Source organism: Pseudomonas sp. Arb-4-2C (genome assembly GCF_055755015.1).
This window is the reverse complement of the sequence record NZ_CM146899.1, coordinates 40,468-66,633: the sequence shown is the minus strand read 5'-3', so window position 1 is coordinate 66,633 and position 26,166 is coordinate 40,468. Positions and strand designations below refer to the sequence as shown.

Genomic DNA, 26,166 nt, shown 5'->3' with positions numbered 1-26,166 from the left:
TGCTCGCGAAGGCAGTGTGTCAGTCAATACATCAGGTGACTGATACAAAGCATTCGCGAGCAAGCCCGCTCCCACAGTTTTATCGCATTCCAAGGCCGGAAAGTGATCAGACCCCCAGGTAATCGAGGATCCCTTCAGCCGCATTGCGGCCTTCGAAGATCGCCGTCACCACCAGGTCGGAACCGCGCACCATGTCACCACCGGCGAAGATTTTCGGGTTGCTGGTCTGGTGCTTGTACTGACCTTGCTCAGGCGCCACGACACGGCCCTGGCTGTCGGTCTGGATCTCGAACTGTTCGAACCACGGCGCCGGGCTCGGACGGAAACCGAACGCGATAACCACGGCGTCAGCCGGGATGATCTCTTCGGAACCCGGGATCGGCTCGGGGCTGCGACGGCCACGGGCGTCCGGTTCGCCGAGACGGGTCTCGACCACCTTCACGCCTTCGACCTTGTCTTCACCGACGATCGCGATCGGCTGGCGGTTGTAGAGGAATTTCACGCCTTCTTCCTTGGCGTTCTTCACCTCTTTGCGCGAGCCGGGCATGTTCGCTTCGTCACGACGATAAGCGCAGGTCACCGACTTGGCGCCCTGGCGAATCGAGGTGCGGTTGCAGTCCATCGCCGTGTCGCCGCCGCCGAGTACCACAACCTTTTTGCCTTTCATGTCGACGAAATCTTCCGGCGACTTTTCAAAGCCCAGGTTGCGATTGACGTTGGCGATCAGGAAGTCCAGCGCGTCATAAACGCCCGGCAAGTCCTCACCGGCAAAACCGCCCTTCATGTAGGTGTAAGTGCCCATGCCCATGAACACGGCATCGTATTCGGCAAGCAGTTGCTCCATGGTCACATCTTTGCCGACTTCGGTATTGAGACGGAACTCGATACCCATGCCGGTGAAGACTTCGCGACGATTGCTCAGCACGGTCTTTTCCAGCTTGAACTCGGGAATGCCGAAGGTCAGCAGACCGCCGATTTCCGGGTTCTTGTCGAACACCACCGGGGTCACGCCGCCGCGCACCAGCACGTCGGCACAACCGAGGCCCGCCGGGCCTGCGCCGATGATCGCGACACGCTTGCCAGTCGGTTTGACCTTGGACATGTCCGGGCGCCAGCCCATGGCGAACGCGGTGTCGGTGATGTACTTCTCGACCGAACCGATGGTCACCGCGCCGAAGCCGTCGTTAAGGGTGCAGGCACCCTCGCACAGACGATCCTGCGGGCACACCCGGCCGCAGACTTCCGGCAGGGTATTGGTCTGGTGCGACAGCTCGGCGGCCTGGAGGATGTTGCCCTCGGCCACCAGCTTCAGCCAGTTGGGAATGAAGTTGTGCACCGGGCACTTCCATTCGCAATACGGGTTGCCGCAACCCAGGCAGCGGTGGGCCTGATCGGCCGACTGCTGGGGTTTGAACGGTTCGTAGATTTCGACGAACTCTTTCTTGCGTTGACGCAACAGTTTCTTCTTCGGATCCTTGCGCCCGACATCGATGAACTGGAAGTCGTTATTCAGACGTTCAGCCATTGTTAAAACCTCATCAAACTCTTCAGGCGCATATCACTGCGGGTTGGCACGAGTGCTGGAAAGCAACGATTTCAGGTTGGCAGCCTTGGGCTTGACCAGCCAGAAACGGCGCAGATAGTCATCGAGGTTTTCGGCGAGTTCACGCCCCCACTCGCTGTCGGTTTCCGCGACGTACTCGTTCAGCACGTTTTGCAGGTGGCTGCGATAGGCTTCCATCGCCTCGCCGCTGATCCGCTGGATTTCCACCAGTTCGTGGTTGACCCGGTCAACGAAGGTGTTGTCCTGATCGAGCACGTAGGCAAAACCACCGGTCATGCCAGAGCCGAAGTTGTAACCGGTCTTGCCCAGAACGCAGACGAAACCACCGGTCATGTACTCGCAGCAGTGATCGCCAGTGCCTTCCACCACCGTGTGGGCACCGGAGTTACGCACGGCGAAACGCTCACCTGCGGTGCCGGCGGCGAACAGCTTGCCGCCCGTCGCGCCATACAGGCAGGTGTTGCCGATGATGGCGCTTTCCTGAGTTTTATAAACGCTGCCTTTCGGCGGCACGATGGTCAGCTTGCCACCGGTCATGCCCTTGCCGACGTAGTCGTTGGCGTCGCCTTCCAGGTACATGTTCAGACCGCCGGCGTTCCACACGCCGAAGCTCTGACCGGCAGTGCCCTTGAACCGGAAGGTGATCGGCGCTTTCGCCATACCCTGGTTGCCGTGCTTGCGCGCGATTTCGCCAGAGATCCGTGCGCCGATCGAGCGGTCGCAGTTGCAGATGTCCAGGTCGAACTCGGCGCCACTGAGGTCGTTGATCGCCGAGGTCGCCATGTCGACCATTTTCTCGGCCAGCAGGCCCTGGTCGAACGGCGGGTTGCGCTCGACACCGCAGAATTGCGGTTTGTCCGCCGGGATGTGATCGCTGCCCAGCAGCGGGGTCAGATCCAGGTGATTCTGCTTGGCGGTCTGGCCTTCGAGGATTTCCAGCAGATCGGTACGACCGATCAGTTCTTCGAGGGAACGCACGCCGAGCTTGGCCAGCCACTCGCGGGTTTCTTCGGCGACGTAGGTGAAGAAATTCACCACCATGTCGACGGTACCGATGTAGTGATCCTTGCGCAGCTTCTCGTTCTGAGTCGCGACGCCAGTGGCGCAGTTGTTCAGGTGGCAGATACGCAGGTATTTGCAGCCCAGCGCGATCATTGGTGCGGTACCGAAACCGAAGCTTTCAGCGCCGAGGATGGCTGCCTTGATCACGTCGAGGCCGGTTTTCAGGCCGCCGTCGGTCTGCACCCGGACTTTGCCGCGCAGGTCGTTGCCGCGCAGGGTCTGGTGGGTTTCGGCGAGGCCGAGTTCCCACGGTGCACCCGCGTATTTGATCGAGGTCAGCGGCGAAGCACCGGTACCACCGTCGTAGCCGGAGATAGTGATCAAGTCCGCATAGGCCTTGGCCACACCGGCGGCGATGGTGCCGACGCCTGCTTCTGCAACCAGCTTCACCGAAACCAGCGCCTTCGGGTTGACTTGTTTCAGATCGAAAATCAGCTGCGACAAGTCTTCGATCGAGTAGATGTCGTGGTGCGGCGGTGGCGAAATCAGGGTCACGCCCGGCACTGCATAACGCAGCTTGGCGATCAGCCCGTTGACTTTACCGCCTGGCAGTTGCCCGCCCTCGCCCGGCTTGGCGCCTTGCGCGACCTTGATCTGCAGCACTTCGGCATTGACCAGGTATTCCGGGGTCACCCCGAAACGGCCAGTCGCGACCTGCTTGATTTTCGAGCTCTTGATGGTGCCGTAACGCGCCGGGTCTTCACCCCCTTCGCCGGAGTTGGAACGCGCACCGAGGCGGTTCATGGCTTCGGCCAAGGCTTCGTGAGCTTCCGGCGACAGTGCGCCCAGCGAGATACCGGCGGAGTCGAAACGCTTGAGCACCGATTCCAGCGGTTCGATTTCACTGATGTCCAGCGGCTTGTCGAGGGTCTTGACCTTGAACAGGTCGCGGATCATCGACACCGGACGGTTGTCCACCAGCGAGGTGTATTCCTTGAACTTGGCGTAGTCGCCCTGCTGCACGGCGGCTTGCAGGGTGTTGACCACGTCCGGGTTGTAGGCGTGATATTCGCCACCGTGGACGAACTTCAGCAGACCGCCCTGCTGGATCGGCTTGCGCGGACTCCAGGCTTCGCTAGCCAGTGCTTTCTGTTCGGCTTCGATGTCGACAAAACGCGCACCCTTGATGCGGCTCGGCACACCACGGAAGCTCAGGTCGCAGACTTCTTCGGACAGGCCGATCGCTTCGAACAGTTGTGCACCGCGGTACGAGGCGATGGTCGAAATACCCATCTTCGACAGGATCTTCAGCAGACCCTTGGTGATGCCTTTTCGGTAGTTCTTGAACACCTCGTAGAGGTCGCCCAGCACTTCACCGGTACGGATCAGGTCGCCCAGCACTTCGTAGGCCAGGAACGGATACACCGCCGAGGCGCCGAAACCGATCAGCACCGCGAAGTGATGAGGGTCACGGGCGGTCGCGGTTTCAACGAGGATGTTGGAATCGCAACGCAGGCCTTTTTCGGTCAGGCGGTGGTGCACCGCACCGGTGGCCAGGGATGCGTGGATCGGCAGTTTGCCCGGGGCGATATGGCGGTCGCTCAGGACGATCTGGGTCCGACCGGCACGCACGGCCTCTTCAGCCTGATCGGCGACGTTGCGGATCGCCGCTTCCAGACCAACACTTTCCTCGTAGTTGAGGTCGATGATCTGCCGCTCGAAACCCGGGCGGTCGAGGTTCATCAGCGAACGCCACTTGGCCGGGGAAATGACCGGCGAGCTGAGGATCACGCGCGAGGCATGTTCCGGCGACTCCTGGAAGATGTTGCGCTCGGCACCGAGGCAGATTTCCAGCGACATCACGATCGCTTCACGCAACGGGTCGATCGGCGGGTTGGTGACCTGCGCGAACTGCTGGCGGAAGTAGTCGTACGGCGTGCGCACACGCTGGGACAACACGGCCATCGGCGTGTCGTCGCCCATCGAGCCCACGGCCTCGTAGCCTTGCTCGCCGAGCGGACGCAGTACCTGATCGCGCTCTTCGAACGTGACCTGATACATCTTCATGTATTGCTTGAGCTGATCGACGTCGTAAAACGCCGAACCGTGGTCGTTGTCTTCCATGGTCGCCTGGATGCGCAGGGCATTCTTGCGCAGCCATTGCTTGTACGGATGACGGGACTTCAGGCGGTTGTCGATCGCATCGGTGTCGAGGATCTGCCCGGTTTCGGTGTCCACGGCGAAGATCTGGCCAGGGCCGACGCGGCCTTTGGCAATCACGTCCTCGGGTTTGTAGTCCCATACGCCGATTTCCGACGCAAGGGTGATGAAACCGTTGGTGGTGGTGACCCAGCGCGCCGGACGCAGACCGTTACGGTCGAGCAGGCACACCGCGTAGCGACCATCGGTCATGACCACGCCGGCCGGGCCGTCCCACGGCTCCATGTGCATCGAGTTGTACTCGTAGAACGCACGCAGATCCGGGTCCATGGTTTCGACGTTCTGCCATGCCGGCGGAATGATCATCCGCACACCGCGGAACAGGTCGATGCCACCGGTGACCATCAATTCGAGCATGTTGTCCATGCTCGAGGAGTCGGAACCGACACGGTTGACCAGCGGGCCGAGTTCTTCCAGATCCATCAGATCGTTGGTGAACTTGGTCCGGCGGGCCTGCGCCCAGTTGCGGTTGCCAGTGATGGTGTTGATCTCGCCGTTGTGGGCGAGGAAGCGGAATGGCTGAGCCAGCGGCCATTTCGGCAGGGTGTTGGTGGAGAAGCGCTGGTGAAACACGCAGATCGCGGTTTGCAGGCGCTCGTCACTCAGGTCCGGATAGAACGCGGCCAGATCGGCCGGCATCATCAGGCCTTTATAGATGATGGTCTTGTGCGAAAAGCTGCAGATGTAGTGGTCGGTATCGGCGGCGTTCGCCACCGACGAACGACGACGGGCGCTGAACAGCTTGACCGCCATGTCCTGATCGCTCAGGCCTTCACCGCCGATGTACACCTGCTCGATTTGCGGCAGGCGCTCAAGCGCCAGGCGGCCGAGAACACTGGTGTCGATTGGCACTTTGCGCCAGCCGATCAATTGCAGGCCTTCAGCAAGGATCTCGCGGTTCATGTTCTCGCGAGCGGCTTCGGCCTTGGCCGGATCCTGGTTGAAGAAGACCATGCCCACCGCATATTGCTTGGGCAGCTCGACGCTGAAGGTTTCCTGGGCAATGGCGCGCAGGAAGGCATCAGGCTTTTGAATCAGCAGACCGCAACCGTCACCGGTCTTGCCGTCGGCATTAATCCCACCGCGGTGGGTCATGCAGGTCAGGGCCTCAATGGCCGTTTGCAATAGGGTATGACTGGGTTCGCCCTGCATATGGGCTATCAGGCCGAAACCGCAGTTATCCTTGAATTCATCTGGTTGGTACAGACCTGCTTTCATAGACACTTTCTCACCAGGCTGCCTCTTTTCGAGGCAAATTTCTTTTCAATTCAACCACTTGCATCTCGCGCCGAACGTACGCCGGCTTAGCGGGGGCAAAAGGGTGGTCATTGTACACAGCGACACAGACGCTCACAAATTTGACGACGAAATGTCGCAAATCTATGTCGCATTTGTGAAAGGTTTAAAGCGATATGCTGTGCTAGTCAAAACTTTTTTAATTCTGACTGCAACGACTCAAAGACTACTGTGACGCAGACACCACAAGGCACGCGGCCCGTAGGGGCGGCGCGCACTTGTAGAAATTTTGAGGTGCTTGGAGAGGCGGCCTGGGTAAGGCCGCCGAATCTTCAGCGAGTTGTTGCCAGTTCCTGTTGGACGCTGGCGACAGTGCGAGGCCAAGGTTTACCAGCCTGAACCTTCGCTGGCAAGGCCTTGATGGCAGAAACGGCTGCATCACGATTGGCGAAGTTGCCGTAGGTGATCACGTAGAGAGGCTTGCCGTTGAGGACTTTCTTGAAATAACGGTACTCACCGCCCTGCTCCTTGACGAAGTTCTGCGCGGTCGCTTCGGAGCTGGTGCCAAGGATCTGCACCACGTAGTTACTGGTCGGCTGACCGGCGTACCAGCTGCCACCGGCGGCTTTGGCGACGGTAACCGGCTTCTCGGCCGGTTTGGCTGCTACAGCGGGCTTGGCCGGCGCAGGAGCAGGTTTTGCCACTGGAGCCGGCGCAGGTTTGGCGGTAGCGATCTGGGTAGGCGCTGGCGTCGGCTTGGCGGCAGGCACCGGAACCGGGGTCGGCGCCGGGCCGGCCGGAACACCTGCCGGCGGTGCGGAGGTGGTGACGGTCGGCGGCGTAGCGCTGGAGCCTTCCAGCGGCACCCCATCGTCGCCCTCGGTGATGCCACCGGCCGCTTCAGCCAACGGGCCACGCATGACTGGCTGCGAGTTGCCGACCAGCGGCAGCGGCATTGGCTGGGTATTGCCGGCGAACTCGACGTTTGGCGCGCCACCCTTGGCGCCCTGACCCAATGGCAGTTGTGCCTGTTCGTTGGCAGGTGCGCCGGTGGTTGGTGCCTTGTTGCGACCCGGCATCAGCCAGGCGGCGGCGACCGCGACCACAACGACGGCGGAAATCGCCAATACGTGTTTCTTCGGCATGTTGAACCCCATACTTGGACGCTTCACCGCAGAGCGGCTGGCAATCATGACTTCGATCAGAGCATCGCGAGCGACCTGGTTGATGTTGCCAGGCCAACCCTCGGCACTTTCGTGAATATCAGAGATCTGATCCGCGGTGAAAAGTTCTACACCCCGGCCCGCACCTTCGAGCCGTTGGTCGAGGTATTCGCGGGTCTCTTCTTCGGTGTACGGCTGCAATTCGATGACGTGGAAGCGTTCTTCCTCGAGGTGCAGCGCCTCCAGTTGAGCGATCAGCGACGACTCACCGAACAGGAACACGTGCGGACGACCTTCCGGTGCACCGGCGCCCAGCGCCATCAGCGCTTCGAGGGCGGACTCGTCGAGCTGCTCGGCGTCGTCCACCAGCAGATAGACTTCCTGACCGGTGAGAGCAAGTTGCACCACCTGCGCCAGAATCGCGCCGACCTCGGCCTGCGCCACGTCCAGCGCCTGGGCGACCTGACGCAGGATGCCAGCAGCATCGCCTGCACCGCGAGCCGACACCACAACGCTCTGTACCGATTGTTTGTTGGTGCTGGCCACCAGCGCCTGGCGCAGCAGGGTCTTGCCGCTGCCTTGCGGACCGGTGACCACCAGCAGCAACTGGCTGTAACGCGCCAGGTGATGCAGTTGCCCCAGCACCGGCTTGCGCTGGGCCGGGAAGAATTTGAAGCCCGGCACCCGCGGAGCGAAAGGGTCGTGACTTAACTGGAAATGGCCGAGGAACGCCTCGTCGGCATGCAAACTAGTCATCGGAATCTTATTAACCTTTAAGCTGAGCCAGAGCGCGGTAATCCGCTCCCAGCGTGGCCTGTAGAACCTCTTTCGGATAATCGGCGGTCACCACCGCTTCGCCCATCCGGCGCAGCAGCACCAGGCGCAGACGACCGTCGATCACTTTTTTATCAATTGCCATATGTTCGAGAAAATCGGCTTCGGTCATCTCTTCCGGCGGAATTACCGGTAGACCGGCACGCTGGAACAGACGAATGCCGCGATCACGCTCCTGCTCGCTGATCCAGCCCAGACGCGCGGACATTTCCAACGCCATCACGGTGCCAGCCGCGACTGCCTCACCATGCAACCAGACACCATAGCCCATGTGGGTCTCGATGGCGTGGCCGAAGGTGTGGCCCAGATTGAGCGTGGCGCGTACGCCGGTTTCCTTCTCATCGGCGCCGACCACCGCAGCCTTGGCTGCGCAGGAGCGCTCGATGGCGTAAGTCAGGGCTTTCTGGTCCAGCGCACGCAGGGCATCGACGTTGTCTTCGAGCCAGCTCAGGAACGGCTCATCGCAGATCAGGCCGTACTTGATGACCTCCGCCAGACCGGCCGACAGCTCACGCTCCGGCAGGGTTTTCAGGGACGCGGTATCGATCAGCACCACGTTCGGCTGATAGAACGCGCCGACCATGTTCTTGCCCAGCGGATGGTTGATGCCGGTCTTGCCGCCCACTGACGAATCGACCTGGGACAGCAGCGTGGTCGGAATCTGGATGAAATCGACACCGCGCTGATAGCACGCGGCGGCGAAACCGGCCATGTCACCGATGACCCCGCCACCGAGGGCGATGATCGTGGTGCGGCGGTCATGACGGGCTGTCAGCAGGCCGTCGAAGATCAGTTGCAGGGTTTCCCAGTTCTTGAAGGCTTCGCCGTCCGGCAGCACCACGGAAATCACCGAGAACGGCGCAAGACTCTTGGTCAGACGTTCGAGATAGAGCGGCGCAACGGTCTCGTTGGAGATGATTGCCACCTGCCGCCCGTGGATATGCGGCGCCAGCAGCTCAGGCTGATCCAACAAACCTTCGCCAATATGAATCGGGTAGCTGCGCTCGCCTAGATCGACCTTGAGTGTCTGCATGTGTCCCCACAGTGAAGATGGAAGCAGGCGTCCTGCCTTGAATTATTGGATGTCCGCGACCTTTAGCTGATGTGACGCCGCTCGCACGCCATCCGCCACAACCTCGACGGCTGCGACAGGACGCCGAGGATAGCGCATTTCGGGCGGCGCTTTAACGGGGTGGAAGCTGTGCCAGACGGTCGAGAATGTCGAGCACCACCATGCGCGGCGGCCGTTCGTCGGTTTCCACCACCAGATCGGCGATTTCCCGATAGAGCGGATCACGGATCGCGAGCAGGTCGCGCAGGGTTTTCTCGGGATTGGCGGTGCGCAGCAACGGTCGGTTGCGGTCGCGGGCAGTGCGGCCGACCTGCTGCTCGACGGAAGCGTGCAGATACACCACCCGCCCGCCTTCGTGCAGGGCCTTGCGATTGGCATCGCGCATCACCGCGCCGCCGCCGGTCGCCAGCACCACGCCGTCGAACGCGCACAGCTCGGCGATCATCGCCTGCTCACGGTCTCGAAAGCCGGGCTCGCCTTCCTTGTCGAAGATCCACGGGATATTGGCGCCCGTGCGCAGTTCAATTTCCTTGTCGGAATCTTTGAACGGCAGGCGCAGCTCTTTGGCCAGCAACCGGCCGATGGTGCTTTTTCCAGCGCCCATCGGTCCTACAAGAATCAAATTTCGCACAGAATCAACGACTCACAGCAATCGCCTGGTTATTCATGATACGCGGAGTGAGAAATACCAGCAGCTCGGATTTTTTCTCCGAAACCACATCACGCCGGAAAAGGCGGCCAAGATACGGCACATCGCCAAGAAATGGCACCTTATCTACGACCTTGCTTTGAGTATTTGAGAAAACGCCCCCGATCACGATGGTCTCGCCGTCGTTCACCAGCACTTTGGCGTTGACCTCGTTCTTCTTGATCGGCGGTACATCCTGCACCTTGTTCAGGTAGTCCGGCTCGTCCTTGGTGACCTTGACCTCCATGATGATGCGGTTGTCGGGCGTGATCTGCGGCGTCACTTCCAGCGACAGCGACGCCTCCTTGAATGACACCGAAGTCGCGCCGCTGGAGCTGGCTTCCTGATACGGAATCTCGGTGCCCTTGAGGATCTTCGCGGTCTCCTTGTCAGAGGTGACCACTTTCGGCTGGGAGACGATTTCGCCGTTACCGGTTTTCTCCATGGCGGTCAGCTCAAGATCGAGCAGCACGTTGTCGGTGATGAAAGCGATGCCGATCCCGGACGTGTTACCGACCGTGCCCATGTCGACGAACGGCGAGTTGGTGCTGGTGTTGCCCGGTGTGCCAATGGTGGTCGAGGTGCCGTTACTGACCCCGGACGTGTTCCAGTTGCCCTTGTTCTGAATCGAACCGCCCCAGCGCACGCCCAGGCTCTTGTCGTAATCGACGTTGGCCTCGACGATCCGCGCCTCGATCATCACCTGACGCACCGGAATATCCAGTTGCGCCACGATCCGCCGCAGCTCGTCGAGGCGGTCCTGGGTCTGGTAGGCAATGATGTTGTTGGTGCGCTCATCGACCGTGATCGAGCCGCGTTCGTCGATTTTCGCTTCGGCGCTGGTCACCGACTGGAACAACTTGGCGATGTCCGCCGCCTTGGCGTAGTTGACTTGCAGCAGTTCGCGGCGCAGCGGCGCCAGTTCGGCGATCTGTTTCTGCGACTCCAGTTCCTGACGCTCGCGGGCGGCGATTTCGTCGGCCGGCGCTACCAGCAACACGTTGCCGATCTTGCGTTTGTCCAGCCCTTTGGTTTTCAGCACCAGATCCAGCGCCTGATCCCACGGCACGTTCTGCAGGCGCAAGGTGATCCCGCCCTGCACGGTGTCGCTGGCCACGAGATTGAGGTTGGTGAAATCGGCGATCAGTTGCAGCACCGAGCGCACATCGATGTCCTGGAAATTCAGCGAGAGCTTTTCGCCGCTGTAGCTGTTGCGATCGGCGTTGCGCTTTTGCAGATCGTCGACCGTCATCGGACGAATACTGACGGTCAGCTTGTTATCGGTCTGGTAGGTCGAATAGTCGAAAGTGCCACTGGGCTCGACGGTGATGACCGCACGATCACCGGTCGCGGCACTGTTGACGAACTGCACCGGGGTGGCGAAGTCCTTGACGTCGAGGCGAACCCGCAACCGGTCGGGCAACTGGGTGCGGGCAAAACTGAGGATGATCTTGCCGTCATGCTCCTGGATGTCCGGGGCGATGGTCGGGTCCGACAGATCGATGACCACATTGCCCTCGCCCGCCGTGCCGCGCTGAAAATCGACGCCACGAATGGCCTTGGCGACGGGAGCGTAAGCCTTCGCCGGAGCGGCGGCTGGCCGTGACGCAACAGCGGCCGGACGGGATGCAGCAGGCTTGGTGCCCTGCCCGACCACCACGAACAGATTGTTGCCCTCGACCCGAGAGGTGTAAGGGCTCAGTTGCGTCAGGTTGATGATCAATCGCGTGCGATCGTTGGCCTCGACCACCGTGGCGCTTCGTGCATTGCCACTGCCCAGGTCGCGGGTCTTGCTCGTCAGCTGGCTGGCCACACCCGGCAGATCCAGCGCAATTCGTGCCGGTGATTCGGTGGTGTAGCCCTTGGGCTGCGGGGGCGGGCCGTCGAACGACAGCTTCAACTCGACGCGGTCACCGGGCAACGCCGCCACATCCAGCGCCTTCAGGCTGGCCGCCTGAACCATCGGTGAAAGCAGCGCTATCCATAGCGAAAAACCGAGGGTGGAGAAAATCCTGTTCATTGTTCGACTTCCACTATGAGTGCTCTTTCAAAGGAATGGTGCGCGGACGCTCCAGCCAGGCGCCTTCGCCATCGGGCACGATTTCGACCACATCGACCTGCGTGGCACTGATTGCAACGATGCGACCGTCGTTGCGCCCCAGGTAGTCGCCGACTTTCAACCGATGCACCCCGCCAGCTCCGCGCAGCAGGGCAAAGGAGCCGGTGGCATTGGAGATTGTGCCGACCATTTCAAACTGCTCGATGTTGAAGCCTTCGAGGTATTGCTTGACCCGGCTGGGGTCGGGTTTGACGTTGCGCGCACCGCGCTGCTGAGCGGCCAGATCGACCCGCACCTGACGCGAGAACGGGCTGCGCAAGTTGGCCGCGCTGTAGGTAAACGTGGGGTAGGAGTGGAAAGTCGGCGTCGGCTCAATCCGGCCCGCCGGTCGCAGACGCACTTCGTTCATGTAGGCATCGAGGTCGCTGAACTCATCATTGCTGCCGCAGCCGCTCAGGCCCAGCAACACCATGGATAAGGCGAAATAACGCATCGGGGTCATTTTTCCAGCCCCTTGTCGTTATAGCGGTAAGTCTTGGCGAGGATGCTCATGCGCAGCTTCGTCCCGCCTTCCGGGTTGGCGGGCGCCAGCTCGAAATCGTGCAGCGTGACGATCCGTGGCAACCCGGCGACGCCGCTGACGAAGGTAGCGAGGTCGTGGTAGGCACCGGTGACGGTGATCTGGATCGGCAGTTCGATGTAGAACGGCTGGGTGACTTCCGGCAGCAGCTTGATTTCTTCGAATTCCAGACCGCTGCCCAGACCGGTGCGGGTGATGTCCTCCAGCAACCCCGGAACTTCGGTGTCGTTGGGCAATTGCCGCAGGAGCACGCCGAAGGAGTTCTCCATTTCCTTCATCTGCTGGGTGTACAGCTCCAGGTTGGCGGCCATGTGCGCCTTGCTGGCGAATTGTTCCTTCAAGGTGTCTTCTTCCTGACGCTTGGCTTCAAGCTGGTTTTCCATGTCGCTGATGAAAAAGTTATAGCCAAGCGCCAACACCAGCACTGCCAACAATGCCCCGGCGATGGTTTTCACTGCGGCCGGCCAGGAGCCGATGTTGCTGGTGTCCAGGTCGTTGAAATCGATGTTGCGCAAACCCTGCAGCCATTCGGACGGTTTCATTTGTCGCCCTCCACGGCTGCTGGCTGAGTCTGCCGGACGGTCAACTGAAAGACGTTGGCCTGATCCACCTGTCCGGCGGTAGTCGCCTTCACTTCATTGAGACTCGGCGCATCGAACCAATCGGAGGCATCCAGATTGCGCATCAATTCGGAGACGCGATTGTTCGATTCCGCCGCGCCGCTGATCGAGAGCGTCTTGCCAACCAGCTTCACGCTGGTGAAATACACGCCGTCCGGCAGGGTGCGCGCCAGTTGATCGAAGATCCGTCCGCTGATCTGCCGGTTACCCTGCAGGTCTTGGATGATGCGCATGCGCTCGACCAGTTGCTGGCGCCGCGCCTTGAGCTCGCTGATCTGCCTGATCCGTTCGTCGACCACGGCAATCTGCTTGCCGATGTAGGCATTGCGTGCCTCCTGCCGCTCGATCGCGGCACTGAAGACCTGATCGACGATGAACACCGCGCCCACCGATCCGACCAGAACCCCGATCAGGATCAGCAGGAAGCGTTTACGCCGCTCTTCGCGGCGCTCTTCACGCCAGGGGAGAAGGTTGATCCGCGCCATCAGTCGAAGCTCCTGAGCGCGAGCCCGCAGGCAATCATCAGGGCCGGCGCGTCACTGGCCAGGGCCCCGGCATTGACCTTGCTGCTCAAGGCCATGTCGGAAAACGGGTTGGCGACCTGGGTCGGAGTGCCCAGGCGTTGCTCGATCAGGCGATCCAGCCCCGGCACCGACGCTGTGCCACCGGCCAACAGGATGTGATCGACGGCGTTGTACTGCCCGGAGGCAAAGAAGAACTGCAATGAGCGCGACACCTGCTGCACCAACGCATCCCGGAACGGCTGCAAGACCTCGCTGACGTAGTCATCCGGCAGACCGCCCTGTTTTTTCGCCAGCCCGGCCTGTTCGACGGTCAAGCCATAGCGGCGCTGGATTTCCTCGGTCAGTTGCCGGCCACCGAACAGTTGCTCGCGGGTATAAATGATGCGGCCGTTGTGCAGCACGCTCAGGGTGGTCATGGTCGCGCCGATGTCGACTACCGCCACCGTCAGGCGCTCCTGCGAGGCCGCCAATTGGGTGGCGAGCAGACCGAAGGAGCGCTCCAGCGCGTAGGCCTCGACATCGACCACCCGCGCGGTCAGCCCGGCCAGCGCCAGCGCCGCCTCGCGGACTTCGACGTTTTCCTTGCGACAGGCGGCCAGCAGCACATTGACCCGCTCCGGGTTGCGCGGCGACACACCCTGGACTTCAAAATCGATGGCGACTTCGTCCAGCGGATAGGGGATGTATTGGTCGGCTTCGATCTTGAGCTGGTTTTCCAGCTCGTCATCAGTCAGCCCGGCGTCCATCTCGATGATCTTGGTGATCACCGCAGAACCGGCCACCGCCACGGCCACGCTCTTGAGCCCGGTACGTGCCTTGACCAGCACCCGGGACAAGGCGTGGCCCACGCCTTCGAGCTCGGCGATGTTCTTTTCGACCACGGCGTTGGGCGGCAGCGGTTCTACCGCGTAGGCCTCGACCCGGTAGCGGTCGCCCTGGCGGCTCAGCTCCAGCAGCTTCACCGAAGTGGAGCTGATGTCGATCCCCAGTAACGTATTGGTCTTTTTATTGAAGAGTCCCAGCACTACCAATTCCCTATGACTTTCCGTGAGTTACGGACTCTGTAATACGCATTGCGTTCCTTCACCCCGTCTTGACAGAAGCGCAAATGACGCCCCCCAGCAGAAAAGTGCTTATAATGCCCAGCGTTTTTTTCCGCTTTTACTGCCGGCCCAGGCTGTTCTGTGTGTTACCGGAACCCTGCCGCCCAATTCATTCTTTGCCCTGGATGTCCAAAAGCCTTGATTCGTCTGCTGAAATTTTTCGGTTGGTCCATCGTCGCCGTTTTCTGCGGACTGCTTTTAGGTCTCAGCGGCGCGTTTCTTTACCTTAGTCCGGGTTTGCCGTCTGTGGAGGCCCTGAGAAGCATTCAGTTGCAGATTCCGCTGCGGGTCTACAGCAGCGACAACAAGTTGATCGCAGAATTTGGCGAAATGCGCCGTACTCCGATCCGTTTCGCCGACATTCCGCCCAATTTCATTAATGCGTTACTAAGTGCTGAAGACGACAACTTTGCCAACCACTATGGCGTCGACCCGAGCAGCCTGATGCGTGCGGCGACCCAACTGGTCAAGAGCGGGCACATCCAGTCCGGCGGCAGCACCATTACCATGCAGGTGGCGAAGAACTTCTTCCTGACCAGCGAACGCAGCTTCTCGCGCAAAACCACGGAAATTCTCCTGGCACTGCAGATCGAACGGCAGCTGACCAAGGACGAGATCCTCGAGCTGTACGTAAACAAGATCTATCTGGGTAATCGCGCCTATGGCATCGAGGCGGCGGCGCAGGTGTATTACGGCAAGTCGATCCGTGACATCAGCCTGGCGCAAATGGCGATGATCGCCGGCCTGCCGAAGGCCCCGTCGCGCTTCAACCCGCTGGCCAACCCGGCACGCAGCAAGGAACGTCGCGACTGGATCCTCGGCCGCATGTACAAGCTCGGCAAGATTTCCGAGGCCGACTACACCGCCGCGATTAACGAGCCGCTGAACGCCAGCTATCACGTGCCGACCCCGGAAGTGAACGCGCCGTACATTGCTGAAATGGCCCGTGCCGAAATGGTCGGCCGCTACGGCAGCGACGCCTATACAGAAGGCTTCCGCGTCACCACCACGGTGCCGAGCAACCTGCAGGAAATGGCCAACACCGCCCTGCACGAAGGCTTGATGACCTACGACCAGCGTCACGGCTACCGTGGCCCCGAGTCACGCCTGCCGGGCAAGACTCACGAGGCCTGGGTCAGCGAGCTGACCAAGCAGCGCACCATCAGCAGCCTGGAGCCGGCCATCGTCACCCAGGTCGACAAGAATGGCTTGCAGGTGCTGACCCGCACCGGCGAAGAACACGTCGCCTGGGACACCATGAAATGGGCACGTCCGTTCCTCAACACCAACAGCATGGGCGCCGCACCGCGTCAGCCGTCGGATGTGGCCCAGGTCGGCGATCTGATTCGCGTACAGCGTCAGCCAAACAACTCGCTGAAGTTCAGCCAGATCCCGCAGGCGCAAGGCGCGCTGGTCTCGCTGGATCCGCAGAACGGCGCGATCCGCTCGCTGGTCGGCGGCTTCGCTTTCGAGCAGAGCAACTACAACCGCGCCCTGCAGGCCAAACGTCAGCCGGGCTCGAGCTTCAAGCCGTTCGTCTACAGTGCTGCGCTGGACAGCGGCTACACCGCCGCAACCCTGGTCAACGACGCCCCGATCGTGTTCGTCGACGAGTACCTCGATAAAGTCTGGCGACCGAAGAACGACACCAACACCTTCCTCGGGCCGATCCGTCTGCGCGAAGCGCTGTACAAGTCGCGTAACCTGGTGTCGATCCGCCTGCTGCAGGCGATGGGCGTGGGCAAGACCATCGACTACATCACCCGCTTCGGCTTCAACAAGCAGGATCTGCCGCCGAACCTGTCGCTGGCACTGGGTACCGCAACCCTGACCCCGATGGAAATCGCCACCGGCTGGAGCGCCTTCGCCAACGGCGGCTTCAAGATCACCCCGTACATCATCGACAAGATCGAAAGCCGGAACGGCGACACGCTGTTCGTCGCCAACCCGCCGACCGTGCCCCAGGGTATCTCGGCCACTGATGGCTTTGCCGCGCCGGCGTCCCAGCCGATCACCGTCAACGCCGCGCCAGTACCGGGTGAAGCCCCGGGCCCTACTGCAGCGCCACAAGCGCCGGCCGTGGCCGAGCGGATTGTCGATGGCCGCACCACGTACATCCTCAACAGCATGTTGCAGGACGTGATCAAGCTCGGCACAGGTCGCCGCGCGCTGGCCATGGGTCGCAGCGACATCGCCGGCAAGACCGGTACCACCAACGAATCGAAGGATGCGTGGTTCTCCGGTTACAACGCCGATTACGTGACCACCGTGTGGACCGGTTTCGATCAGCCGGAAAGCCTCGGTCGCCGCGAGTTCGGGGGTACCGTGGCGCTGCCGATCTGGATGAACTACATGTCGGCTGCACTGAAGGACAAGCCGCCGCACGTGCAGCCTGAGCCGGAAGGCATCCTCAGCCTGCGGGTAGATCCGGTCAGCGGTCGTGCGGCGACGCCAAGCACGCCTGGCGCCTATTTCGAACTGTTCAAGTCCGAAGACACGCCGCCGTCGGTGAACGAGCTGGGTAACGGCACTGCGCCGGGCAGCCCGCTGCCGGCGGATGAGCAGGCGCCGATCGATCTGTTCTGATCCCGCCCCAGCAAAAAAGCCCCGCCTTCGTGAGAAGTGCGGGGCTTTTTATTGCCTGTCGGTTTTGTATGGCCTGGGCCGGCCTCTTCGCGAGCAAGCCCGCTCCCACAGGGTTTTGCAGTGTTCACACACTTCATGTACACCCCCCGATTCCTGTGGGAGCAGGCGCCGATCGATCTGTTCTGATCCCGCCCCAGCAAAAAAGCCCCGTCTTCGTGAGAAGTGCGGGGCTTTTTATTGCCTACCGGTTTTGTATGGCCCGTGCCGGCCTCTTCGCGAGCAAGCCCGCTCCCACAGGGTTTTGCAGTGTTCACACACTTCATGTACACCCCCAGATTCCTGTGGGAGCGGGCTTGCTCGCGAAGGGGCACTGAAGAACACCACAAATCACACAGGCACAAAAAAGCCCCGACTCTCACGAGCCGGGGCTTTCGGTTGAAGCGCTACAACGACTTAGCCGTTGAACACGTCATCCACGCTTTTCAGCGGGTAGTTCTTCGGATACGGCAGGGTGGCCACGCCGGTCTCGATTGCGGCCTTGGCCACAGCGTCGGAGATCAGGGTGATCAGGCGCTTGTCCATTGGCTTCGGAATGATGTACTCACGACCGAATTCCAGTGGCGCACCACCGTAGGCATCGCACACGTCCTGTGGAACAGGCAGCTTGGCCAGTTCACGCAGAGCGTTGGCGGCAGCCACTTTCATTTCTTCGTTGATGCGCTTGGCGCGAACGTCCAGGGCACCACGGAAAATGAACGGGAAGCCCAGTACGTTGTTGACCTGGTTCGGGTAGTCGGAACGACCGGTGGCCATGATCACGTCGCTACGGGTGGCGTGCGCCAGTTCCGGGGAGATTTCCGGATCCGGGTTCGAGCAGGCGAAGACGATCGGGTTGGCCGCCATCGACAGCAGGCCTTCAGCGCTCAGCAGGTTCGGGCCGGATAGACCGACGAACACGTCAGCACCTTTCAGAGCGTCAGCCAGGCTGCGCTTGTCGGTCGCGTGGGCGAACACGGCTTTGTACTGGTTCAGGTCGTCACGGCCGGAGTGGATCACGCCGGTACGGTCAACCATGAAGATGTTTTCGATCTTCGCGCCCATGCTCACCAGCAACTTCATGCAGGAGATGGCCGCAGCGCCAGCGCCGAGGCAGACGATCTTGGCTTCCGGCAGGGTTTTGCCAGCGATTTCCAGAGCGTTGATCATGCCCGCAGCGGTCACGATCGCAGTGCCGTGCTGGTCATCGTGGAATACCGGGATGTCGCACTGCTCGATCAGAGCGCGTTCGATCTCAAAGCACTCAGGTGCCTTGATGTCTTCCAGGTTGATACCACCGAAGGTGATGGAGATGCGTTTCACGGTGTCGATGAAGGCTTGCGGGCTTTCGGAATCGACTTCGATGTCGAACACGTCGATGCCGGCGAAGCGCTTGAACAGCACGCCTTTACCTTCCATCACTGGCTTGGAAGCCAATGGGCCGAGGTTACCCAGGCCCAGAATCGCGGTGCCATCGGAAATGACTGCAACCAGGTTGCCCTTGCCGGTGTATTTGTAGGCCAGTTCAGGATCGCGGGCGATCTCACGTACTGGTTCAGCTACGCCGGGGCTGTAGGCCAGCGACAGGTCGCGGGCGGTAGCAGTGGCCTTGGTGAGCTCGACACTCAGCTTCCCTGGACGAGGATTGGCATGATATTCGAGAGCGGCAGTTTTCAGATCAGACATTTTGGCATTCCGCTTTTTACTGTTGGACAGACTGGTCAGCGAGGATACGCGCCTCGCAAAGTCCCCACAAGACTGAGCAGTCACCCCTGTCAAGCGCCCTGTCCTACGACTTTGGGCCAAGAGCCACGGCGCACAAGGGCTGGACTGTTCACAATCGACAGAAAAAATGTCTACAATTTTTATTCAGCGAGCGCTTTGCAGCATCGATGGATCGGTCAGTGGCAGCAACCAGCGCGACTGCCCCGGTTTCAAGCCGCCCCGGCGCGAACGATCGACGATCCACCCGCGAGCCTCGATCCGCCTGCCCTTCAGCGCCTGCAACCGCGCACTGTCAAATTGTCCGACCAGATTGGGCGCAACACGCAGTACAAGCGAGCCCTGCAACTCGATCCAGATTGCGCCACGATTGCGCTGAACCTTGCTCACACGCCCGCTGATCACCGCGAAACCGGAATCAGCAATCTGCTCCGCTTTCAATACAGGCGACTGGCGCCATAAGCCTCGACCGGCCTGCCGGGCACTGCGTTCGGCAACCTGCTGACAGGCGACAAGATCGACGTTCGGCGCCACCGCCACCTGGAAACCGAGACCGTCGGCGAGCATTTGCGCTTCAAGATTGGCGCCACTGGCACTGTAGACATGCGCGAGGGTGCGACCGTAATGGTCCTTGGCTTGCTTGCCGGGCAGCAAACCGATCCGTCCGCCACTGCCTGCTACCAAAGCCTCCAGGCGTTTGCGCGCCGCCGTGGCGAATGGCTGGTCGCTGCGGCCCTGCTTGCCCAGTTCCGGCGTGTTGAGGCCGATCATGCGCACACTGCGCCCGTCGCTCAGGCGCAAAGTGTCGCCATCGACCACGCGCTGGACGCTGACGCTGGTCAGGCCGGCAGGCGCCGGGCAAAACGCCTGGGCAGCGGACAGCCAAATCGCGGACACAAAAAAGGCGCCCGCGAGGGACGCCTTTTTCATCAGACCGGAAAAGCCGTAGAAGCTTTCCAGAATGAAGAGCCTTAGGCTTTTTTGCCGAAAGCGCCGAAACGGTCTGCGAACTTCTGAACGCGACCACCGGTGTCCAGAGTCTTCTGCTTACCGGTGTAGAACGGGTGGCATTCGTTGCAAACGTCGATTGGCAGAGCTTTGCCGAAAGTCGAACGAGTTTCGAACTTGTTGCCACAGCTGCAGGTAACAGCAATGACTGGGTAATTCGGGTGGATATCAGCTTTCATGATGTCTTCCTCAGCTAGCGTGCCGCCACCCAACACTATTGTTGAATACCGCACGTAATTAGGCCGCGGATTCTACCAGACAATGTCAATCGCGCAAGCTGTCCCTGAGACCGACCGTCTGCTAGGCTCCCGGCCTTGAACACATTCTCCTGTGGGGCGGGCTTGCTCGCGAATGCGGTGTGTCAGCCAGCACTACGGTGCCTGACACACCGCATTCGCGAGCAAGCCCGCTCCCACAATTGATCTGCGCTCGCCCTCCTTTTGTGTTGAAAGAGACCCCCCGCGTGCCCGACGCCATACTGCGCCTCGCCCTGCCTTCGCCCCTGCGCCGCCTGTTCGACTATCGGGCGCCGGCCGGGGTGCTGCGCGCCCAGCTGCAGCCAGGCATGCGCCTGCGGGTGCCGTTCGGGCGGCGGGAGATGATCGGGATTCTGGTCGAAGTCACAGACACCAGCGAAGTGCCGCTGGAAAAACTCAAACCGGCGCTGGCCCTGCTCGATACCGAGCCGCCGCTGCCGCCAGCGCTGTTCAAGCTGTGCCTGTGGACATCGCAGTATTACCAGCACAGCCTCGGCGACACATTGAGCTGGGCGCTGCCGGTGCTGCTGCGCCAGGGCGAACTGGCCGAGGCCCGTCAGGAACGTTTCTGGTGGATTACGCCCGGGGCCAGCCTGGATGATCCGCGCATCGCCCGCGCCCCGCGGCAACGTGAAGCACTGGCGACGCTGGCGCAGCACCCGCACGGCGTCGCCCATCAGTTGTTGAGCAAGCTGATGCTGAGCAAAGACAGCCTCGACCTGCTGTTGGCCAAGAATCTGGTGCAAGTGGAGATCCGGCGGCACGCCCCCGGCGTGCGCCATGAACACTGGCTGGCGCAACCGGAACTGCCGCTCAATACCGAGCAACGCGCCGCTTACGAAGCGATTCGCGCCGGGTTCGACAGTTATCACGCCTTTCTGCTGGCCGGGATTACCGGCAGCGGCAAGACCGAAGTCTATTTGCAACTGATCCGCGAAACCCTCGAAGCCGGCAAGCAGGCACTGGTGCTGATCCCGGAGATCAACCTCGGCCCGCAGACCCTGGCGCGTTTCGAGCAACGCTTCAACGCACGCATCGCCCTGCTGCATTCGGCGGTCAACGACCGCGAGCGCCTCGACGCCTGGCTCGCCGCCCGGGACGGTGAGGCCGACATTATTATCGGCACCCGCTCGGCGCTGTTCACCCCGATGAAGAACCCGGGGCTGATCATCATCGATGAGGAACACGACGGCTCCTATAAACAGCAGGAAGGCCTGCGTTACCACGCCCGCGATCTGGCGCTGGTGCGTGCGCGCCAGGAAAACATCCCGATCGTCCTCGGCTCCGCCACGCCTTCGCTGGAAAGCCTGCACAACGCTTACACCGGCCGCTATGGCCTGCTGCGCCTCAACGAGCGCGCAGGCGGTGCCAAGCAACCACGCTTCTTGCGTCTGGATGTGAAAAGCCGTCCGCTGGACAGCGGCATTTCCGGGCCGATGCAGCAAGCCATCGGCCAGACCCTTGCCGCCGGCCAGCAGGTGCTGGTGTTTCTCAACCGTCGCGGTTTTGCGCCGACCCTGCTGTGCCACGATTGCGGCTGGATGTCCGAGTGCTCGCGTTGCGATGCGCGGATGACCGTGCACCAGCGCTATGGCGAGTTGCGCTGCCACCATTGTGGCTACGTCGAACGCGTACCGCGCCAGTGCCCCAAGTGCAACAAGGTCGATCTGCGCCCGGTGGGGGCCGGCACCGAGCGCGCTGAGGAACGGCTGGCGATTCTGTTCCCGGATTACCCGGTATTGCGCGTCGACCGCGACAGCACTTCGCGCAAGGATGCGATGAATCAGTTGTTCGCGACGATTCAGAAGGGTCAGCCGTGCATTCTGGTCGGCACGCAGATGTTGGCGAAGGGGCACCACTTCCCCCGGGTCACGCTGGTGTCGATTCTGGATGCCGACGGCGGGCTGTTCTCCGGCGACTTCCGCGCCAGCGAGCGCATGGCGCAATTGATTGTGCAGGTGGCCGGGCGTGCCGGACGCGCTGAAGAGCCGGGCAAGGTGATCATCCAGACGCACCTGGCCGACCATCCTTTATTGGTGCAGTTGACCGAGCAGGGCTACTTCGCGTTCGCCGAGCAGGCATTGAGCGAGCGCCGTGCAGCAGGGCTGCCGCCGTTCTCGCACCTGGCCTTGTTGCGCGCCGAAGCGCACAAGCCGGGACAGGCCGAAGGCTTTCTCGATGAAGCGTGCAGCGCGGCCGAGCGTTTGCTGGCCGAGCAGAATCTGACCGGTATCGAGCTGCTCGGGCCGGTGCCGGCGCCAATGGAACGCCGTGCCGGGCGCTATCGCGCGCAACTGTTGTTGCAGGCGACGGCGCGGGCGCCGCTGCATCGGTTGCTTGCCAGTTGGCTGCTTGAGCTTGAGCAGATGCCGAGCGGACGGGCGGTACGCTGGTCGCTGGATGTTGATCCCGTGGATTTGTATTGATCTGAACATCGCCTTCGCGAGCAAGCCCGCTCCCACATTGGATCTGCGGTGTTCATACAATCCCTTGTGGGAGCGGGCTTGCTCGCGAAAAGGCCCGAATTGTCACCACATATCCATAAGCTGCCTGCTAAGGTTGGCAAGCCCGTCTTCGCAACGGATAATGCCCAGTTTTTCCACCCGCGCATCGATGCGCCGCCGCGCTTGCGGTCGAAAGAGAAGACCATGAAAGACACCATTCGCCAGCTGATCCAACAAGCCCTCACCCAACTCGTCAACGAAGGTGTGTTGCCTGAAGGCCTGTCGCCGGCGATTCAGGTGGAGAACGCCCGTGACAAGACCCACGGCGACTTCGCCAGCAACATCGCCATGATGCTGGCCAAGCCTGCGGGCATGAAGCCGCGCGATCTGGCGGAGAAAATCATTGCCGCGCTGCCGGCCGACGAAAACGTCACCAAGGCCGAAATCGCCGGCCCGGGCTTCATCAATTTCTTCCAGAACACCCAGGCCCTGGCCTCGCGCCTTGACGCCGCCCTGGCCGACGCGCACGTCGGCGTGCGCAAGGCCGGTCCTGCGCAACGCACCGTGGTCGACCTGTCGGCACCGAACCTGGCCAAAGAGATGCACGTCGGCCACTTGCGCTCGACCATCATCGGCGACGGCGTGGCCCGTGTTCTCGAGTTCCTCGGCGACGAAGTGATCCGCCAGAACCACGTGGGCGATTGGGGCACCCAGTTCGGCATGTTGATGGCGTATCTGCAGGAAAACCCGATCACCAGCGACGAGCTGTCGGACCTGGAAAACTTCTACCGCGCCGCCAAACAGCGCTTCGACGAGTCCGAAGAGTTCGCCGACCGCGCCCGTGGCCTGGTGGTCAAACTGCAGGCTGGCGACGCCGAGTGCCTGGCGCTATGGACCAAGTTCAAGGACATCTCGCTGTCGCACTGCCAGAAGATCTACGAACTGCTCAACGTCAAACTGACCATGGCCGACGTAATGGGCGAAAGCGCCTACAACGATGACCTGATCAACGTGGTCAACGACCTGAAAGCCGCCGGCATGCTGGTCGAAAGCAACGGCGCCCAGTGCGTGTTCCTCGACGAGTTCAAGAACGCCGACGGCGACCCGCTGCCGGTGATCATCGTCAAGGCTGACGGCGGCTACCTGTACGCCACCACCGACCTGGCAGCCGTGCGCTATCGCAGTGGCAAGCTCAAGGCCGACCGCGCGCTGTACTTCGTCGACCAGCGTCAGGCCCTGCACTTCCAGCAAGTGTTCGCCGTGGCGCGCAAGGCCGGCTTTGTGACCCATCCGATGGAGATGGAGCACATGGGCTTCGGCACCATGAACGGCGCCGATGGCCGTCCGTTCAAGACCCGTGACGGCGGCACCGTGAAGCTGATCGACCTGCTGACCGAAGCGCAGGAGCGCGCCTACAACCTGGTGAAAGAGAAGAATCCGGAGCTTGCCGAAGACGAACTGCGCAACATCGCCAAGGTCGTCGGCATCGGTGCGGTGAAATACGCCGACCTGTCCAAGCACCGCACCAGCGATTACAGCTTCAACTTCGACCTGATGCTGAATTTCGAAGGCAACACCGCGCCGTACCTGCTGTACGCCTACACCCGTGTGGCCGGTGTGTTCCGCAAACTGGGCAAGGACTTCAGCGAAGTCGATGGCCAGATCGTCCTCGAAGCCGCGCACGAGCAAGAGCTGGCGGCGAAGCTGGCGCAGTTCGGCGAAGTGCTGAACAGCGTCGCGGAAAAAGGCACCCCGCACATCCTCTGCACCTACCTGTATGACGTCGCCGGCCTGTTCTCCAGCTTCTACGAGAACTGCCCGATCCTCGCCGCCGAAACGCCGGCCCAGATGCAGAGCCGTCTGCGTCTGGCCGCGCTGACCGGTCGTACTCTCAAGCAAGGCCTGGAACTGTTGGGCCTGGAAACTCTGGAGCGCATGTAAGTTGGCTGCCAAGAAAAAACCTGCACCCAAGCGTGGCGCCAGCCGTTACCAAGCTCCTGCAAAGCAACCGATCCCGGGTTGGCTGTGGATGGCCATCGGCCTGACGGTCGGTGCATTCATCGTGTTCCTGATGAAACTGGAGCCGGGCAAGGGCAGCGACACGGTCAAGCGCGAGAAGGTCGAGCAAGCGCAACAGCAGAAAGCGTCGAAGATCGCCGAGGCCAACAAGACCCCGCCGAGCCCGACGCAACCGGTGAAGCCGAAGTACGATTTCTACACGCTGCTGCCGGAATCGGAAGTGATCGTGCCGCCGGACGCCGTGCCGGAGAAAACCCTGCCGACACCACAAGTGCCGACCATTCCGACCACGCCGGTCACGCCTGCGGAAGCGGCGAAGATCGACACCGCGCGCGCTCAGGCGGCCCTGGCTGGTATCACCCCGCCGCCAGCCCCCCCGGTGAGCAAGGCCGCACCTGTGACCAAGTTCTTCCTCCAGGCCGGCTCGTTCCGCAAAGAGGCGGATGCGGACAAGGTTCGGGCGCAGATCATTCTGCTCGGCCAGGCCGTTTCGGTTGAGTCGGGCACGGTCAAGGACGAAACCTGGTACCGCGTCCTGGTCGGCCCGTTCAGCAACCGCGAACAACTGACCACCGCGCAGAAGCAACTGGCGGGCAGCGGCTTCAGCAATCTGTTGTTACAACAACGCCAAAGCCGCTGATTTCGCCAGAATCACCGCGTCATCGTTCTTCGTCGGAACGCCGCCCGGAGCAAGCTCGCTCCCACAGGATTTACGCAGTCCCTGTGGGAGCGAGCCTGCTCGCGAAGGCAATGATTGCAACACCACATTTTCCTGATCAGTCCCCGCCGTTCGTCCCTCTACACCCTCCCCGGTTGAAATTCTCTCCAGCACCCCCATATGAATGGGCATAAGGCACTTTCGCCCCGCTGTGTGGAGACTCTTCCCTTGACCACCATCGTTTCAGTCCGCCGCCACGGCAAAGTCGTCATGGGCGGCGACGGCCAGGTTTCTCTCGGCAATACCGTGATGAAAGGCAACGCGAAGAAAGTTCGCCGCCTGTACCACGGCCAGGTCATCGCCGGTTTTGCCGGTGCCACTGCCGATGCCTTTACGCTCTTCGAACGTTTCGAAGGCCAGCTCGAGAAACATCAGGGCCACCTGATCCGCGCCGCTGTCGAACTCGCCAAAGAATGGCGCACCGACCGCTCGCTGAGCCGCCTCGAAGCCATGCTCGCGGTAGCCAACAAGGACGCCTCGCTGATCATCACTGGCAACGGTGACGTGGTCGAACCCGAAGACGGCCTGATTGCCATGGGTTCCGGCGGCGCCTACGCGCAAGCTGCAGCCAGCGCGCTGCTGAAAAAGACCGACCTGTCGGCTCGCGAGATCGTCGAAACCGCGCTCGGCATCGCCGCCGATATCTGTGTATTCACCAACCACACTCAGACCATTGAGGAGCAGGATCTCGCTGAATAAGCCTGACGCGGC

Annotated in this window: 18 protein-coding genes; 5 read left to right on the top strand and 13 right to left on the bottom strand. The window is 61.4% G+C overall.

The features are described from left to right. Positions 1 to 106: 106 nt before the first annotated feature. The 10 genes from AC0J41_RS00280 to AC0J41_RS00235 form a co-directional block, all read right to left on the bottom strand. Positions 107 to 1,525 carry an FAD-dependent oxidoreductase gene (locus AC0J41_RS00280; protein ID WP_007909438.1) on the bottom strand — a complete coding sequence of 473 codons (1,419 nt, stop codon included), beginning with the start codon at positions 1,523 to 1,525 and terminating at the stop codon, positions 107 to 109. A 33-nt stretch (positions 1,526 to 1,558) separates the two neighbouring features. Then, positions 1,559 to 6,004 carry a glutamate synthase large subunit gene (gltB, locus tag AC0J41_RS00275; protein WP_473014251.1) on the bottom strand — a complete coding sequence of 1,482 codons (4,446 nt, stop codon included), beginning with the start codon at positions 6,002 to 6,004 and terminating at the stop codon, positions 1,559 to 1,561. 350 nt (positions 6,005 to 6,354) lie between these two features. Then, positions 6,355 to 7,941, bottom strand: coding sequence for an AAA family ATPase (locus AC0J41_RS00270; RefSeq protein ID WP_025110259.1), 1,587 nt, complete (start codon positions 7,939 to 7,941; stop codon positions 6,355 to 6,357). 10 nt (positions 7,942 to 7,951) lie between these two features. Continuing rightward, positions 7,952 to 9,052, bottom strand: coding sequence for a 3-dehydroquinate synthase (gene aroB, locus AC0J41_RS00265; RefSeq protein ID WP_473014250.1), 1,101 nt, complete (start codon positions 9,050 to 9,052; stop codon positions 7,952 to 7,954). A gap of 151 nt (positions 9,053 to 9,203) precedes the next feature. Beyond that, a complete protein-coding gene (aroK, locus tag AC0J41_RS00260; RefSeq protein WP_025110261.1) occupies positions 9,204 to 9,722 on the bottom strand; it encodes a shikimate kinase AroK in 519 nt (172 codons plus the stop codon). Positions 9,723 to 9,726: 4 nt separating this feature from the next. Beyond that, positions 9,727 to 11,799, bottom strand: coding sequence for a type IV pilus secretin PilQ (locus AC0J41_RS00255; RefSeq protein ID WP_473014249.1), 2,073 nt, complete (start codon positions 11,797 to 11,799; stop codon positions 9,727 to 9,729). 13 nt (positions 11,800 to 11,812) lie between these two features. Then, positions 11,813 to 12,340: a pilus assembly protein PilP gene (locus tag AC0J41_RS00250; protein ID WP_025110263.1), complete on the bottom strand. Its 528-nt coding sequence runs from the start codon at positions 12,338 to 12,340 to the stop codon at positions 11,813 to 11,815. Further along, positions 12,337 to 12,960, bottom strand: a complete 624-nt coding sequence (pilO, locus tag AC0J41_RS00245) for a type 4a pilus biogenesis protein PilO (RefSeq protein ID WP_473014248.1) — start codon at positions 12,958 to 12,960, stop codon at positions 12,337 to 12,339. The genes AC0J41_RS00250 and pilO overlap by 4 nt, the downstream gene beginning before the upstream one ends. After that, entirely contained in the window at positions 12,957 to 13,523 is a 567-nt protein-coding gene (locus AC0J41_RS00240) for a PilN domain-containing protein (protein WP_473014247.1), read from the bottom strand. Before AC0J41_RS00240 ends, pilO begins: the two co-directional genes overlap by 4 nt. Further along, positions 13,523 to 14,587 (bottom strand): pilus assembly protein PilM, encoded by a 1,065-nt coding sequence (locus AC0J41_RS00235; RefSeq protein ID WP_473014246.1) that lies wholly within the window; start codon positions 14,585 to 14,587, stop codon positions 13,523 to 13,525. The genes AC0J41_RS00240 and AC0J41_RS00235 overlap by 1 nt, the downstream gene beginning before the upstream one ends. Before the next feature lie 219 nt (positions 14,588 to 14,806). On the opposite strand from AC0J41_RS00235, the gene AC0J41_RS00230 reads away from it, so the two are divergent. Then, positions 14,807 to 17,251 (top strand): penicillin-binding protein 1A, encoded by a 2,445-nt coding sequence (locus AC0J41_RS00230; RefSeq protein WP_473016045.1) that lies wholly within the window; start codon positions 14,807 to 14,809, stop codon positions 17,249 to 17,251. Between the two features lie 453 nt (positions 17,252 to 17,704). On the opposite strand, the gene AC0J41_RS00225 is transcribed toward AC0J41_RS00230, so the two are convergent. From AC0J41_RS00225 to rpmE, 3 genes are all read right to left on the bottom strand, one after another. Continuing rightward, positions 17,705 to 18,973, bottom strand: a complete 1,269-nt coding sequence (locus tag AC0J41_RS00225; RefSeq protein ID WP_003220889.1) for a malic enzyme-like NAD(P)-binding protein — start codon at positions 18,971 to 18,973, stop codon at positions 17,705 to 17,707. A gap of 183 nt (positions 18,974 to 19,156) precedes the next feature. Beyond that, positions 19,157 to 19,939 carry a thermonuclease family protein gene (locus AC0J41_RS00220; protein ID WP_473014245.1) on the bottom strand — a complete coding sequence of 261 codons (783 nt, stop codon included), beginning with the start codon at positions 19,937 to 19,939 and terminating at the stop codon, positions 19,157 to 19,159. A gap of 41 nt (positions 19,940 to 19,980) precedes the next feature. Beyond that, positions 19,981 to 20,196 carry a 50S ribosomal protein L31 gene (rpmE, locus tag AC0J41_RS00215; RefSeq protein ID WP_025110269.1) on the bottom strand — a complete coding sequence of 72 codons (216 nt, stop codon included), beginning with the start codon at positions 20,194 to 20,196 and terminating at the stop codon, positions 19,981 to 19,983. A 284-nt stretch (positions 20,197 to 20,480) separates the two neighbouring features. Here rpmE and AC0J41_RS00210 point away from each other — a divergent pair, with 284 nt between their 5' ends. The 4 genes from AC0J41_RS00210 to hslV all read left to right on the top strand — a co-directional run bounded on the left by AC0J41_RS00210 (position 20,481) and on the right by hslV (position 26,154). Beyond that, on the top strand, positions 20,481 to 22,700 hold the full coding sequence (locus tag AC0J41_RS00210) for a primosomal protein N' (protein ID WP_473014244.1): 2,220 nt from the start codon (positions 20,481 to 20,483) through the stop codon (positions 22,698 to 22,700). 222 nt (positions 22,701 to 22,922) lie between these two features. Beyond that, positions 22,923 to 24,659: an arginine--tRNA ligase gene (gene argS / locus AC0J41_RS00205; RefSeq protein WP_473014243.1), complete on the top strand. Its 1,737-nt coding sequence runs from the start codon at positions 22,923 to 22,925 to the stop codon at positions 24,657 to 24,659. A 1-nt stretch (position 24,660) separates the two neighbouring features. After that, on the top strand, positions 24,661 to 25,377 hold the full coding sequence (locus AC0J41_RS00200) for an SPOR domain-containing protein (protein WP_473014242.1): 717 nt from the start codon (positions 24,661 to 24,663) through the stop codon (positions 25,375 to 25,377). A 246-nt stretch (positions 25,378 to 25,623) separates the two neighbouring features. Then, positions 25,624 to 26,154, top strand: coding sequence for an ATP-dependent protease subunit HslV (gene hslV, locus AC0J41_RS00195; RefSeq protein ID WP_025110273.1), 531 nt, complete (start codon positions 25,624 to 25,626; stop codon positions 26,152 to 26,154). Positions 26,155 to 26,166: the final 12 nt, after the last annotated feature.

Coding starts and splice junctions, on each gene's coding strand:
- argS (WP_473014243.1), top strand. CDS start 22,923: ATGAAAGACACCATTCGCCAGCTGATCCAACAAGCCCTCACCCAACTC.
- AC0J41_RS00280 (WP_007909438.1), bottom strand. CDS start 1,525: ATGGCTGAACGTCTGAATAACGACTTCCAGTTCATCGATGTCGGGCGC.
- aroB (WP_473014250.1), bottom strand. CDS start 9,052: ATGCAGACACTCAAGGTCGATCTAGGCGAGCGCAGCTACCCGATTCAT.
- AC0J41_RS00220 (WP_473014245.1), bottom strand. CDS start 19,939: ATGAAAAAGGCGTCCCTCGCGGGCGCCTTTTTTGTGTCCGCGATTTGG.
- gltB (WP_473014251.1), bottom strand. CDS start 6,004: ATGAAAGCAGGTCTGTACCAACCAGATGAATTCAAGGATAACTGCGGT.
- AC0J41_RS00250 (WP_025110263.1), bottom strand. CDS start 12,340: ATGACCCCGATGCGTTATTTCGCCTTATCCATGGTGTTGCTGGGCCTG.
- AC0J41_RS00225 (WP_003220889.1), bottom strand. CDS start 18,973: ATGTCTGATCTGAAAACTGCCGCTCTCGAATATCATGCCAATCCTCGT.
- AC0J41_RS00240 (WP_473014247.1), bottom strand. CDS start 13,523: ATGGCGCGGATCAACCTTCTCCCCTGGCGTGAAGAGCGCCGCGAAGAG.
- pilO (WP_473014248.1), bottom strand. CDS start 12,960: ATGAAACCGTCCGAATGGCTGCAGGGTTTGCGCAACATCGATTTCAAC.
- AC0J41_RS00255 (WP_473014249.1), bottom strand. CDS start 11,799: ATGAACAGGATTTTCTCCACCCTCGGTTTTTCGCTATGGATAGCGCTG.
- AC0J41_RS00270 (WP_025110259.1), bottom strand. CDS start 7,941: ATGACTAGTTTGCATGCCGACGAGGCGTTCCTCGGCCATTTCCAGTTA.
- rpmE (WP_025110269.1), bottom strand. CDS start 20,196: ATGAAAGCTGATATCCACCCGAATTACCCAGTCATTGCTGTTACCTGC.